Source organism: Sphingomonas sp. (assembly GCF_029239295.1).
Lineage (GTDB): Bacteria > Pseudomonadota > Alphaproteobacteria > Sphingomonadales > Sphingomonadaceae > Sphingomonas.
In genome coordinates, this window is record NZ_JAQZBC010000001.1 from 311,587 (window position 1) to 323,066 (window position 11,480).

The window sequence follows — 11,480 nt, forward strand, 5'->3', positions numbered from 1 at the left end:
CTTCTGGGGGAGACTAGCTAGCAAGATCGCACAATCAAAGATGCACAGTGCTTAAGGCGATAATATTTATTATGTTAAACAGCGATATCTGCTGCTCGCGGTTACTCACCGGAGCACTACCTGCCCGGACTTCCTAGTCCCTCAGCGTTGTCCCGCGTTCAGCGGTCAATCTGCATGAACACGATTGTCGCTAAGGCGAACAGCACGACCCATATAAGTGCCAGCTTCATCGTTCTGCCGAGCGGTAGCCGTCGCGCGACCAAAGCGGAAACCGGCAGGATCAGCATCATTGCCAGTAGCCATACCTGTGGTCCTGCCGTCAAAGAATGAACTCCAGGCCATCATAGGCCGGCTCCACGTGCGGCGGCAGTTCTGCCCGCAGGGTGGCGTAATCCATGGATTGGTCCATGTGAGTCAGCACGGCGTGCCTAGGAGCGAACTCTTCAATCCAGCGCAATGCCTTGCCAAGATGCGGATGGCTGGGATGCGGCTTTCGACGGAGTGCGTCGACGATCCACATATCAAGACCACTATACAGCGCTCGCATCTCATTGGTCATACCGCTCAGGTCTGTAGCGTAACCTACTGACTTGCCGCCATGTTCAAAGCGTAGACCGGCGGAGGTAATGCGTCCGTGAGGCTGATCGGCAACGCTGATGGTTAGCGCACCGATGCTGATCTTGTCCGGTAGATCGTTGATCGTGACCGTCGGCGGATAGCCGCCGCGTCCGTGAAAAACGTAGCCGAACATCCCCTCCAGCCGGTCACGCGTTTGTGGACGCGCATAGGCGGGTACCGGAGTGCCTCGCTGGTGGTAAATCTGTCGCAGATCGTCGATGCCGAAGACGTGGTCGGCATGCTCATGAGTCCAGATGACGGCATCAACGACGCCAACGTTGGCAGCCAGCAACTGGTGCCGAAGGTCTGGCCCGGTGTCGACCAAAACGCGGGTTCCTTCCGCTTCGACCAACAGGGATACGCGGGTCCGATTGTTGCGGGGCTCCGCAGGATCGCACTCCCCCCAGTCATTCCCGATCCGTGGTACGCCGGTCGACGTGCCGCTGCCGAGAATGCGGACCTTCATTAGGCGGTCTTGCTGAAGAGACGGTGAAAATTACGAGCGGTAACATCCTGCAATTCCGACACCTGTTCGCCCCGCAGCTTCGCGAGGAATGCGGCGGTATCGGCCACGAAAGCGGGTTCTCCCGTCTTGCCCCGGTGCGGGACCGGTGCCAGAAATGGTGCGTCCGTTTCGATTAGTAGCCGGTCTGCCGGCAGGCGTGCCGCTATCTCCTGAAGCGATGCTGCACTCTTGAACGTCACGATGCCCGAAATCGAGATGTAAAACCCCAGATCCAGTGCGATGTCTGCAAACTCGCTGGTCCCGGTGAAGCAGTGGATGACGCCGGCGAACGCCCCCTTCCCCAGTTCGTCGCGAAGGATCGCGGCGGTGTCTGCCTCAGCATCGCGGGTATGGACCACGATCGGCACACCAACCTGACGCGCGGCGGCGATGTGAGCGCGGAAGATGCTCTGCTGTTGCGCCCGGTCCGAGTGATCATAATGGTAGTCGAGCCCGCACTCACCGATCCCCACCACGCGCGGATGCTGCGCCCGCTCGATCAGACGTTCGGTATCGATATGGGGATGCTGATCGGCCTCATGCGGGTGGATGCCCACAGTCGCCCAAACATCTGGTTCGCGCTCTGCCGTAGCGAGAACGTCGTCCCATTCGCTCTCGCGGGTGGCGATGTTCAGCATCGCCGTCACGCCACGTGCGCGGGCGCGCGCGAGGATCTCCTGCTGGTCCTCCGCCAGGCCCTTGTAGTTCAGATGGCAGTGGCTGTCGGCGAGCATCAGGCTGCCTCCGCTGGCATTTCAAGCCGCGGGAAAACTGGCGTCGGTGCAGCGACTGGGGAGCCGTTCGCAACGCGACGCGCGTACCAGCTGTCGTCATCGATCCCGGCATGGTCCCGCTCCTCGGGTGCGACGCCTAGCTGGTCGAGGATCGCTGCAGCGCCGGTCGGTATCACGGGGAAGATAGCGATTGCGAGTATTCTTATCGCGCGAACAAGCGTGCGAAGGACCGCATTCATCCGGTCCGGGTCAGTCTTCCGCAACGCCCAAGGGGCTTGTGCATCGATATATTGGTTGCAGGCAAACACGCCCCGCATCCACGCCTCTATCCCTTGGCTCAGCATCAGGTCACCAAAGGCCGCCTTCAGTCCGGCGGCAGCGACGATGACTTCCTCAATCAGGACGCCGTCAGCATCCTCGGCTCGCCCGTCGGGGGGCAAGGTACCCAGGTTCTTCGCGATGAACGACAAGGTACGCTGCGCCAGATTGCCAAAGGAGTTGGCGAGTTCTGCGTTGACACGCGTTACTATTGCCTCCGCCGAATAGCTGCCGTCTTGGCCGAAGCTGACCTCGCGCAACAAGAAATAACGAAGTGCGTCCACGCCAAAAGCACTCGCCAGATCGCCCGGATCGACTACGTTGCCGAGACTCTTTGACATCTTTTCACCGCGGTGAAGCACGAACCCATGTCCGAACACCGTCTTTGGCAGCGCGATACCCGCCGACATCAGGAATGCAGGCCAGTAAACTGCGTGGAAGCGAACGATATCCTTTCCGATCAGGTGAAGATCGGCCGGCCAGTGCGCCATGTCTCCATCAGGATAGCCGACGCCGGTCAGATAGTTCGTCAGCGCGTCTACCCAGACGTACATCACGTGCCCCGGGCTGTCGGGCACCGGCACGCCCCAGTCGAAGCTGGTGCGAGAGACAGACAGATCTGACAGGCCGCCTTCGACGAAACGCATCACTTCATTGCGACGCGACTCCGGCCGGATGAAGTCGGGGTTGTTGCGATACAGTTCGAGCAGCGGTTCCTGGTATTTGGACAGGCGGAAGAACCAGGTTTCCTCAGCCGTCCATGTCACTGGCGTGCCCTGCGGCGAAAGCTTCGCGCCCCCCTCACCCTCGGTCAGTTCCTTCTCATCATAGAAGGCCTCATCGCGAACTGAATACCAGCCTTCGTAGCGATCAAGATACAGATCGCCGGATGCTTCCATCGCCCGCCAGATGGCCTGGCTGGCAGTATAGTGATCGCTGTCCGTGGTGCGGATGAAACGATCATAAGAAATGTTGAAATTGTCGCACATGGCTCTGAAGTATGACGACATTTCGGTCGCTAGGTCGGCAACGGCAACAGCGCGATCGCGCGCGGTCTGAACCATTTTGAGGCCGTGCTCGTCAGTGCCGGTCTGAAAACGCACGTCACGTCCGGCCTGCCGCTGAAAACGCGCGATCGCATCGGCTGCGATCGCCTCATATGCGTGGCCGATGTGTGGCCGCCCGTTAGGGTAGCTAATTGCGGTTGTGATATAAAACGGGTCGCCCATAGACCCGAGCCTCTACCCTCGTGCGAGCCGCGCTACCACCCCTGCCAGTTCAAACACCGTGCCCCCGGCATCGAGGGAAAGCGCCCGCGCACTCGCCGCAATACCACGTGCATCATCGTAAGCGTCTAGCGCAGTACGGAGTGCAGGCCCCGCACGATATGGGGCCTGTTCCGCCAAGAAGGTGGGTACACGATCAAGGAACGCCTCGTAACGGGGCTGAGCAGCCTTCAGCGACAACGCGCGCATCAACTTCACCCGCTCGGCGTTATCCCGATCACCGTCGCGGGCGATGCGGGACAAAGCCTCATCAATCTTCTCCAATTCCAGTCCAGCAAAGCGTAGCGCGCGGCCGGGCGAGCCCATGCCGACCCGCACCAAGGCGTCACGCTCCTCTGTCGTGGTGTCTGGCAGCAGGTCCGTGAGGGCTGCGATCATCGCCTCCCGATCGAGCGGTTCGAAGCGGAGCAGGCGGCAGCGCGATCGGATCGTCGGAAGAAGACGTCCGGGCGCATGGCTGATCAGCAGGAAGATCGTGCCGGCCGGCGGCTCCTCCAGGTTCTTGAGCAAGGCATTGGCGCCTGCCCTTTCAAGATCGTCCACGGCATCAATGAGGACGACCCGCCGCGGGCTCAGTGACGGCGTCGTGGCAAACAGCGGGTTGAGACTGCGGACCTGGGCGATCGTGATGCTGCGGGCGAGGTCCGCGTCCGGCTTGGCATCTTTGGGAAGCCTTTCGAGTAGGCGAAAGTCGGGGTGCGAACCTGCTTCGATCAGCGAGCGGGTACGGGCGCCATTACTGTCATCAGCTGCCCGGCTCAGGAGGCTTAGGGCAGCCTCGCGCGCCAAGGTGGCCTTTCCAATCCCTTGCGGTCCCGTCAGCAGCCAGGCGTGGTGCAGTGTACCGCCGTTGATTGCTGAGCGGAAAAGCGACTGCGCCGCCTCGTTCCCCCACACCTTCTTCACGGAAGCAAATCGCTCAACTCCGCCAGCAGCATGGCGGTGACATCTCCGGGGGAGCGGTTGGCGTCGACGATGCGAAAACGACCGGGCTCACGCGAGGCGAAGCCTCGAAAGGCGCGTGCGACATCGGCATGAAAATGTTCGCCGCGCATCGCGAAGCGATCCGCGAGCTCGCCATCGCGCATGGCGGCCCGACGCGCTCCCTCGGCGACTGGCAGGTCGAGAACGAGAGTACGATCTGGCAACAGCCCGCGCGTTCCGAAGCCGTGGAGCGCCAGAATCGCCGCATCATCAATGCCGCCGGCAACGCCCTGATAGGCGCGCGTCGAATCAATGAAGCGATCCGTGATCACCCATGTGCCAGCGGCGAGCGCTGGCCGTATGACCTTCTCGACGTGATCAGCACGGGCTGCGGCGAACAGAAGGGTCTCGGCATGCGCGCTCCATCGGGCCACGTCACCCTGCATCAGCAATGCGCGAATAGCCTCCGCGCCTTCGCTGCCACCCGGTTCTCTCGTCACGTGCACGGAGAGGCCGCGCGCCTCCAAAGCGGAGGCGAGCGCCCGTACCTGTGTCGATTTCCCCGCCCCCTCGCCGCCTTCCAGCGAGAGGAAGCGCCCGATCACCGGAACAGCCCAGTCAGGCCCGCCCATGCCCGACCGAAGAAGCCGGCCTCTTCAACGTCCGTCTCGGCGACCAAAGGCAGAACCTGCTCCGGAAGGCCGGGCGACGTCACCACCAGGTCGGCTACATGTGCGCCGGCCTTGATCGGCGCCTTGATCGGCCCCTGATAGACGACCTTCGCGTTCATCGCCGGCACCGCGCCTGCGGGGAGCGCGACCTTCAGATCGCGCGGGGCTACCAAGCCGACCGTTGCCGAATCACCCAACTGCACGGCGGCGTCCGCCACCTTGCGGCCCTGCTTCACGACAGGCTTCGCCTGCCAGGCACGAAAACCCCAGTCCATGAAGCGGACGGATTCGCTCGCGCGCTGGTTGAAGCTGGTCAGCCCGGCGACAACCATCACCAGTCGGCGGCCGTTCTGCTCAGCCGACCCGGTAAAGCCATAGCCCGCTTCTTCGGTGTGGCCGGTCTTGAGACCGTCCGCGCCAGCGACGCGGCCCAGAAGCGGGTCGCGGTTGGCTTGGGTGATCGCGGCGCCGGACCCGAGCGTCTTGCCCCATGTGAATTCGCGCCGGGAATAGAATTGCTTGTAGAGCTTAGGATGCTCTTCAATCGTCGAGCCGGCGAGCTTCGCCAAGTCGCGCGCCGTGACATAGGTGACGCCGTTATCGGGCCAGCCGTTCGAGTTGCCGAAGTGGCTATTGTTCAGGCCCAGCTTCTGCGCCGCCTCGTTCATCCGCTGAACGAAGGCTTCCTCGGTACCGGAGATGCCTTCTGCAAGTACGACGCACGCGTCGTTACCGGAAAGGACGACGACGCCGTAGAGCAGATTCTCTACCGACACCTTCTCGCCCGGAGACAGGAACATGGTCGATCCTGCCGACGGCCCGTGCCACTTGCGCCAGGTCTCGGGACGAACCTCAAACTCCTGATCCAGACGGATATCACCGCGCTTGAGCATGTCGAAGACGACGTAAACGGTCATCATCTTCGCCATTGAGGCGGGCGGCATCCGGCGATCGGCGTCCTTGGCAAATAGCACTGCGCCCGAGGACATGTCCTTCATGAAGGCGACGGGCGCGACGGTCTGGAACTGCGGAGCAGCGGCAACGGAAGGATAGGCGACAGCCAGTGCAATCGCCGGCACGGCCAGATAGGACATTAGCTTGGTCATGGACGCTCTACTCGGTGAAATCAGGGCTGAACGATGATGGCGGCATCCCCATAGCCGCGGCGAACGGCGTCGTCACGCGCGCGTTCTGCTTGGCTGCGCGATGCGTACGGGCCAAGGCGTATTCGGAATAGAGAGCCGCCACGTTGTGCACTGCCGCCAAGCTGCGTCGCGAGTGCCTCAGCTCGCCTCTGATCGCTGAGCGCTGCCACTTGCACCGCGTAGGAGCGACCCCGCACGGGCACGGTTGGCGGCCTGACAGCGGTCGTTTTCAGCACGCCATCAGCTTTCAGTGTGGCGGCTATCCGCGGTTGAGCAACCATAGCGGTGGCTTGAACGATTGGCGTCGCAGAAGTGGGAACCGCAACGGTAGGCAATTGGCGGCGCAGCGCGGCGAGCAGCGCGGGCGGCGCGTTCAGCCGGCTTGCTACGCCGCGCCCTTCCCCGATAGCTGCGCGATCGGCCGGGCTAACGATTACGTCGCGCACCCGCACCGCTGACTGATGACCGTCGGCAAGGGCTAGAGAATTGACGGCCGCCGGTGAGAGCATGATCTCCACGCCCTGCGGCAGCATTTCACGAGTATCTACACGCGCGACGATTACACGCCCGTTATCGAGGGCGGTGATTTCGGCAAAGCTGCCTGCCGGCAGCACGGGATGGACGATCGGAACTGCCGCTGATGTGGATCCCGCTTCCCCGTTCGCCGGAGAAGCCACAGCGCTTAGTCGGGCAAATCCCACACGATCGTAGCGCGCTGTGCCGGCGCCAGAGGTGCCGATGGGTCCTTTGACGTTGCCAGCCTCAAGCGGCAACAGCGAACCTGTCGACTGACCATCGTCAACATTGCCGGCCCGTCGCTCCTGAGCGCAGACACCCGACGCCATCCCGAACAAGAGCGGAATGGCGAGTGTGCCTTTAACGTTCAACCGCATCGGCGAGCAGTCCAACCGACAGAGCGTAGAAATTGGAGCAGTTGTAATCGAGGATGACCCGGTAATTGCTGGTCAGCAGATACCCGGTTTGTCCCGGACCGTCCGGCTCCATCAGCGTCGCCAGAACATCGTCCGAGGGCCAGCTTCGGCCCTGCGGCAAGACCCCCGCAGCGCGCCATTCTGCTATCGTCCGCCAGTTGCTGTGCCGTTCGAAGACGCGCGGGCAACGTGGAGACACCAGGCGATTTCTCATCGCGGCGCGGTTGAACCCCGCCGGGACGGAGACCGCGAAGCCCCATGGCTGGCCCGCACGCCAACCGGCGTTGAGAAGGTAGTTGCCGATTGAAGCCAGCGTGTCAGCCTGGCTGTTCCAAATGTCGACTCGCCCGTCGCCGTCACCGTCAACAGCAAGGCGCAGATACATTGACGGCAGGAACTGCGGGTTTCCCGTGGCGCCTGCCCAGCTTCCCTTCAGTGTTTCTCGGGGGATGCCGCGGTCCATGATCTTCAGGGTCGCGACGAACTCACCGGCGAACAGCTGGCGGCGGCGACCCTCATACGCGAGCGTCGCCAAGCTGCGCAAAAGGTCGAAATTACCAGTATAGCTGCCGTAATTCGTTTCATGTCCCCAAATGGCGACCATGATCGATTCCGGAACGCCAGTGCTCGCCTCAACGCGCGCCAACTTGGCTCGATTTGCGGCATAGGCGGTCTGGCCGCGCCCGATCCGCGCCGCGTCAACATGCCGTGCCTTATAGGGCGCGAACGGGGGAATGCTGGTGGATTGCGGGTTGCCTGGCTGTCCTCGATCGAGCTCGACAACCCGAGCGCTATAGGTGAGCGTCGGGAGCACCGCATCCACTGTTGACGGGCGAACGCCCTCACGAACGGCCTGAGCGCGAAGCTGCGGGAGATAAGCCTGGAAACCAGCTTCGTCCTGAGCGGCCGCCGGCGTGCCGAGGATCAGCCCTCCGGCAGAGGCGGCGGCAAAGCAGAAACGGACTATGAGATTGGAAGCATGCACAACCCCTGTGTGGCACAGAGGCTTAATACGAGGAACCGGCAATTGTCGTTGCTGCGGCACAGGTCGCCGCAGCCCGGCCCTGAGCGGCGCTCCCCGAGCGACGCCGTTACTCGGTGCGCTAAGGCGATTGCCTCATTTCCAGATCAGAATATCAGGAGCTCGGATTACGGCGTCGAAATGAGGTTTGTCGCCGGCCACGCTTCGTGTTCGCGATCTCAGCCTCGCTACACCTTTTACTCGTCGCGGGCCAAATGCCAGCCGTCCACGATGAGCGGCAGGTTACCCTCGGCCCACGGAGATACCCGGAACATCACCCGGTCGAATAGGTCCGATGCGAGATGCCGAGCGAGCCAAGTCTTCAGGGCAAGGAGTGGTTGCGTCTCAAACCAGTTGCCGTCGACCGCTGCGAACTGCCGGACGAAGGGCATGATCGCTGCGTCCGCCAGCCCAAGGGCTTCCCCGCGAAGGTTGCTGGCGTTTTTGAGACGAGAATTGAGTTCATGCAGAAAGCTCAATCCAGCATCGCGGTGCGCCAAAGGATCAGATCCGTGACGTTCAGGATATTTGTACCTGTCGAGGTGGTGCTTGAACATAGTATCGCAGCGGTCGATCATCTCCGGATCGTCGCGCTGTAGCCAGCCATCCGGATCATTGGCCTCCAGGGCCCAACGCATTATCTCAAGGCTCTCGTCGATCACTTCGCCCTCTCCTCCCCGGAGGACAGGCACCGTTCCCTTCGGCGACGCTTCGAGAAAGGCCGCGGGCTTCGCGGAAAGCCGGATTTCGCGCACTTCGTAGCGGGTAGCACTGATCGCCAGAGCAAGCCGTGCGCGCATCGCATAGGGGCAGCGGCGGAAGCTGTAGAGAATGTGCTCAGCCATTCCTTTCCTATGATGGCCCAAGCAAGCAGAGGAAAGCGGCTCGTGCGAATTGGCTCCCGCCCGGATCGTTGGATCTGCGCGAACGTAGCAGGTCAGCGCCATGCCGCCTTGGCGCGCTCACTTTCCCTCAGGTCCCTCTAGGCCGATGCCACCCATCTGGTCTGACCGCAGCTGACGCTCGGCAGCAGCCAGAACAATATCGATGTCGGTGCCGCTGAGTTGGCTTCCAGTATCCACTTCGTCGCCGTCGTATAACGACGCGCGAAAATCACGCAGATGCATTATGGCTTTCGCCAGCGTCGCGACATCTGTCATCTCGCTTCCTCAGGCGGGCTGGCCATTGCCGCCACTCGCTCCAAAAATCTGCCCGGTTGAGAAGCTGAGTGCAGGGTCCGCGGCCGCGACATACAACGCCGCAATCTCGGCAGGTTGCCCGGGACGACCCAGCGGCGCGGTCTCGCCAAAGGTTCGCTGCTTTTCCGGTGTTGCGCCGCCGCTGACCTGCAACGGAGTCCAGAATGGGCCAGGTGCCACGGCGTTGACGCGGATACCGCGCGAGGCAAGCTGCTTGGCCATGCCCTTGGTGAAGTTCAGGAGCGCGGCGCGGGTCATCGCATAGTCAACGATGTCCTTTGAGGGGTCCCCCGCCTGTTCCGACGAGGTATTCACGATCACCGCACCCGGCCCCATGCGTTCCAGTGCGGCCTTGGTCAGCCAGAACGGGGCATAGACGTTGGTCTTCATCGTATCGTCGAAATCCTGACTGGATATGTCGGCGATCGTAGGACGGGTCTGCTGGCGAGCGGCGTTGTTCACGAGGATGTCGAGGCCGCGAAGTTGAGCAGTCGCTTGCTCTACCAAGCGCCGACAAAAGCGTTCCTCGCGCAAGTCACCCGGTATGCCGACCGCCTTGCGGCCCTCTGCCCGGATCAGCGCGATGACCTCTCGAGCGTCCGGCTCCTCCGCCGGCAAATAGTTGATCGCGATGTCTGCTCCCTCCCGGGCATAAGCAATCGCGGCCGCCCGACCTATCCCGCTGTCGCCGCCAGTGATCAGCGCCTTCTTGCCCAGCAGTTTGCCGGAACCCTTGTAGCTCTGCTCGCCATGGTCGGGCTTCGGATTCATCTTCGATGCCAAGCCGGGCCAAGGCTGCCGCTGCAAGGGGAACGGCGGTCGCGGAAACGCTGCGGCACCCGGCGTAGTGGCGGGTGGGACCGACTGAGCCTCCTGCGCTGCTACCGACGTTGCGGAGGCGGCAGAAAGCGCGGCGACGCCAGCAACAAATGTTCTTCGGTCGGTATCGGACATCGGCAGGCTCCCATCACGCGTCAAACCGCTCTCGAGATAAGAGTGTTCCGTCTGATCGGACGGCTGACTGTTTGTAAGACTAGGAAATGAGAACTGGTCTCAGGGCCATCGCTTCGAAATATGCGACCATAGATTGGCGCCAGAAGAGGATCGCCGGCCGTAGATAGAACAAACGGACCAAATGTTTTGCCACAGGAACGATCGTGCCTGGCTGCTGTTTGGCAAAGCTGAGGAGCTTCACATGAACGCCAACGCGCGCCTGACTACCCTAACCCGTATCGGCTTCGCGGCACGGGGCCTGCTTTACATCGTGATCGCAGTGTTGGTCCTCCGAACCGGCCGCGCGGAAGATCAAAGTGGCGCCCTCGAGTACCTCGGTCAGGGGGGCGGGCAGTTTTTGTTAGGGATCATAGCGGCGGGTCTCGCCGCATATGGGATCTGGCGACTGGCCGACGCCTGCTTCAACATCGAACAGCACGGTTCCGATCGCAAAGGCCTTCTCGAACGTACAGGAGCGGGCGCTAGCGGAATCGTCCACCTGTTCATGAGCTGGCAGGCGATCGAATTGATGCGCGGTTCCGCGGTTTCCGGCGATGGCACGCAGGAGGGAACGCAAACCGCGCTGCAACTGCCAGGCGGTTGGGCGCTCGTGATTATCGGCGCCTTGGTGTTGCTAGTGGTTGGCGTGGTTCAGCTCGTGAAAGCCATAAAGGGATCTTTTCTGCGCTACCTTGAACCGTCGATTGCCCGACAGTCGTGGGTTCAATGGAGCGGCCGCGCAGGTTATGCCGCGCGTGGCCTAGTGTTTCTTATCAGTGGCTACTTTCTGATGCGCGCCGGCATGGAGGGGCAGGCAGATGAGGCGGGCGGAATGGCGCGCGTTCTCTCGTGGCTCAGCAGCCCGTACGATCTGGTTATCGGTGCTGGATTGTTAGCCTTCGGATTGTTCACCTTGGTCGAGGCGCGCTACCGGATGCTGCATGACGTCCCGGTGGATAAGGCAATCCAAGGTGCGGCCAGCTGGCGATGAATGCCCAGGTCGAGCGTTTGCCGAACCGCTCACTATGGGCGCAGCTGATCAAGGATGCGGACGCCGCGCTTTACCGCGCGAAGGGAAATGGCCGCAACCGGATCGAGATTGCCGCAGCGGCGGGATGATCTGGAGTGACGACT

At 62.1% G+C, this 11,480-nt stretch carries 14 protein-coding genes; 2 read left to right on the forward strand and 12 right to left on the reverse strand.

From position 1 onward, the window contains the following. Positions 1-158 precede the first annotated feature (158 nt). The 12 genes from K0S66_RS01575 to K0S66_RS01630 form a co-directional block, all read right to left on the reverse strand. Entirely contained in the window at positions 159-290 is a 132-nt protein-coding gene (locus K0S66_RS01575) for a hypothetical protein (protein ID WP_301073317.1), read from the reverse strand. Between the two features lie 29 nt (positions 291-319). Next, positions 320-1,084, reverse strand: coding sequence for an MBL fold metallo-hydrolase (locus K0S66_RS01580; protein ID WP_301073318.1), 765 nt, complete (start codon positions 1,082-1,084; stop codon positions 320-322). Continuing rightward, positions 1,084-1,857, reverse strand: a complete 774-nt coding sequence (locus tag K0S66_RS01585) for a TatD family hydrolase (protein WP_301073319.1) — start codon at positions 1,855-1,857, stop codon at positions 1,084-1,086. The genes K0S66_RS01580 and K0S66_RS01585 overlap by 1 nt, the downstream gene beginning before the upstream one ends. After that, complete coding sequence (gene metG, locus K0S66_RS01590; protein WP_301073320.1) at positions 1,857-3,404, reverse strand: methionine--tRNA ligase; 1,548 nt, start codon at positions 3,402-3,404, stop codon at positions 1,857-1,859. The genes K0S66_RS01585 and metG overlap by 1 nt, the downstream gene beginning before the upstream one ends. 12 nt (positions 3,405-3,416) lie before the next feature. After that, complete coding sequence (locus tag K0S66_RS01595; RefSeq protein WP_301073321.1) at positions 3,417-4,367, reverse strand: AAA family ATPase; 951 nt, start codon at positions 4,365-4,367, stop codon at positions 3,417-3,419. Beyond that, a complete protein-coding gene (tmk, locus tag K0S66_RS01600; RefSeq protein WP_301073322.1) occupies positions 4,364-5,017 on the reverse strand; it encodes a dTMP kinase in 654 nt (217 codons plus the stop codon). The genes K0S66_RS01595 and tmk overlap by 4 nt, the downstream gene beginning before the upstream one ends. Continuing rightward, positions 4,987-6,162 carry a D-alanyl-D-alanine carboxypeptidase family protein gene (locus tag K0S66_RS01605; protein ID WP_301073323.1) on the reverse strand — a complete coding sequence of 392 codons (1,176 nt, stop codon included), beginning with the start codon at positions 6,160-6,162 and terminating at the stop codon, positions 4,987-4,989. Before K0S66_RS01605 ends, tmk begins: the two co-directional genes overlap by 31 nt. A gap of 20 nt (positions 6,163-6,182) precedes the next feature. Next, a complete protein-coding gene (locus tag K0S66_RS01610; RefSeq protein WP_301073325.1) occupies positions 6,183-7,094 on the reverse strand; it encodes an SPOR domain-containing protein in 912 nt (303 codons plus the stop codon). Next, complete coding sequence (locus K0S66_RS01615; protein WP_301073353.1) at positions 7,078-8,061, reverse strand: lytic transglycosylase domain-containing protein; 984 nt, start codon at positions 8,059-8,061, stop codon at positions 7,078-7,080. The genes K0S66_RS01610 and K0S66_RS01615 overlap by 17 nt, the downstream gene beginning before the upstream one ends. Before the next feature lie 290 nt (positions 8,062-8,351). Then, positions 8,352-8,999: a glutathione S-transferase gene (locus K0S66_RS01620; RefSeq protein WP_301073326.1), complete on the reverse strand. Its 648-nt coding sequence runs from the start codon at positions 8,997-8,999 to the stop codon at positions 8,352-8,354. A gap of 117 nt (positions 9,000-9,116) precedes the next feature. Continuing rightward, positions 9,117-9,314, reverse strand: a complete 198-nt coding sequence (locus tag K0S66_RS01625) for a hypothetical protein (protein ID WP_301073327.1) — start codon at positions 9,312-9,314, stop codon at positions 9,117-9,119. Between the two features lie 9 nt (positions 9,315-9,323). Beyond that, the gene (locus K0S66_RS01630) at positions 9,324-10,124 is read right to left on the reverse strand and encodes an SDR family oxidoreductase (protein ID WP_301073328.1); all 801 of its coding nucleotides are present in this window, start codon (positions 10,122-10,124) and stop codon (positions 9,324-9,326) included. 424 nt (positions 10,125-10,548) lie between these two features. Here K0S66_RS01630 and K0S66_RS01635 point away from each other — a divergent pair, with 424 nt between their 5' ends. Together K0S66_RS01635 and K0S66_RS01640 are read left to right on the forward strand one after the other, a co-directional pair. Continuing rightward, positions 10,549-11,337 carry a DUF1206 domain-containing protein gene (locus K0S66_RS01635; protein ID WP_301073329.1) on the forward strand — a complete coding sequence of 263 codons (789 nt, stop codon included), beginning with the start codon at positions 10,549-10,551 and terminating at the stop codon, positions 11,335-11,337. Next, positions 11,334-11,465 (forward strand): hypothetical protein, encoded by a 132-nt coding sequence (locus K0S66_RS01640; protein WP_301073330.1) that lies wholly within the window; start codon positions 11,334-11,336, stop codon positions 11,463-11,465. The genes K0S66_RS01635 and K0S66_RS01640 overlap by 4 nt, the downstream gene beginning before the upstream one ends. Positions 11,466-11,480 lie beyond the last annotated feature (15 nt).

What these genes read in the sequence shown, in the direction of transcription:
- K0S66_RS01575 (WP_301073317.1), bottom strand. Translation starts at nt 290, where the DNA reads ATGATGCTGATCCTGCCGGTTTCCGCTTTGGTCGCGCGACGGCTACCG.
- K0S66_RS01580 (WP_301073318.1), bottom strand. Translation starts at nt 1,084, where the DNA reads ATGAAGGTCCGCATTCTCGGCAGCGGCACGTCGACCGGCGTACCACGG.
- K0S66_RS01585 (WP_301073319.1), bottom strand. Translation starts at nt 1,857, where the DNA reads ATGCTCGCCGACAGCCACTGCCATCTGAACTACAAGGGCCTGGCGGAG.
- metG (WP_301073320.1), bottom strand. Translation starts at nt 3,404, where the DNA reads ATGGGCGACCCGTTTTATATCACAACCGCAATTAGCTACCCTAACGGG.
- tmk (WP_301073322.1), bottom strand. Translation starts at nt 5,017, where the DNA reads ATGGGCGGGCCTGACTGGGCTGTTCCGGTGATCGGGCGCTTCCTCTCG.
- K0S66_RS01605 (WP_301073323.1), bottom strand. Translation starts at nt 6,162, where the DNA reads ATGACCAAGCTAATGTCCTATCTGGCCGTGCCGGCGATTGCACTGGCT.
- K0S66_RS01610 (WP_301073325.1), bottom strand. Translation starts at nt 7,094, where the DNA reads ATGCGGTTGAACGTTAAAGGCACACTCGCCATTCCGCTCTTGTTCGGG.
- K0S66_RS01620 (WP_301073326.1), bottom strand. Translation starts at nt 8,999, where the DNA reads ATGGCTGAGCACATTCTCTACAGCTTCCGCCGCTGCCCCTATGCGATG.
- K0S66_RS01625 (WP_301073327.1), bottom strand. Translation starts at nt 9,314, where the DNA reads ATGACAGATGTCGCGACGCTGGCGAAAGCCATAATGCATCTGCGTGAT.
- K0S66_RS01630 (WP_301073328.1), bottom strand. Translation starts at nt 10,124, where the DNA reads ATGAATCCGAAGCCCGACCATGGCGAGCAGAGCTACAAGGGTTCCGGC.
- K0S66_RS01635 (WP_301073329.1), top strand. Translation starts at nt 10,549, where the DNA reads ATGAACGCCAACGCGCGCCTGACTACCCTAACCCGTATCGGCTTCGCG.
- K0S66_RS01640 (WP_301073330.1), top strand. Translation starts at nt 11,334, where the DNA reads ATGAATGCCCAGGTCGAGCGTTTGCCGAACCGCTCACTATGGGCGCAG.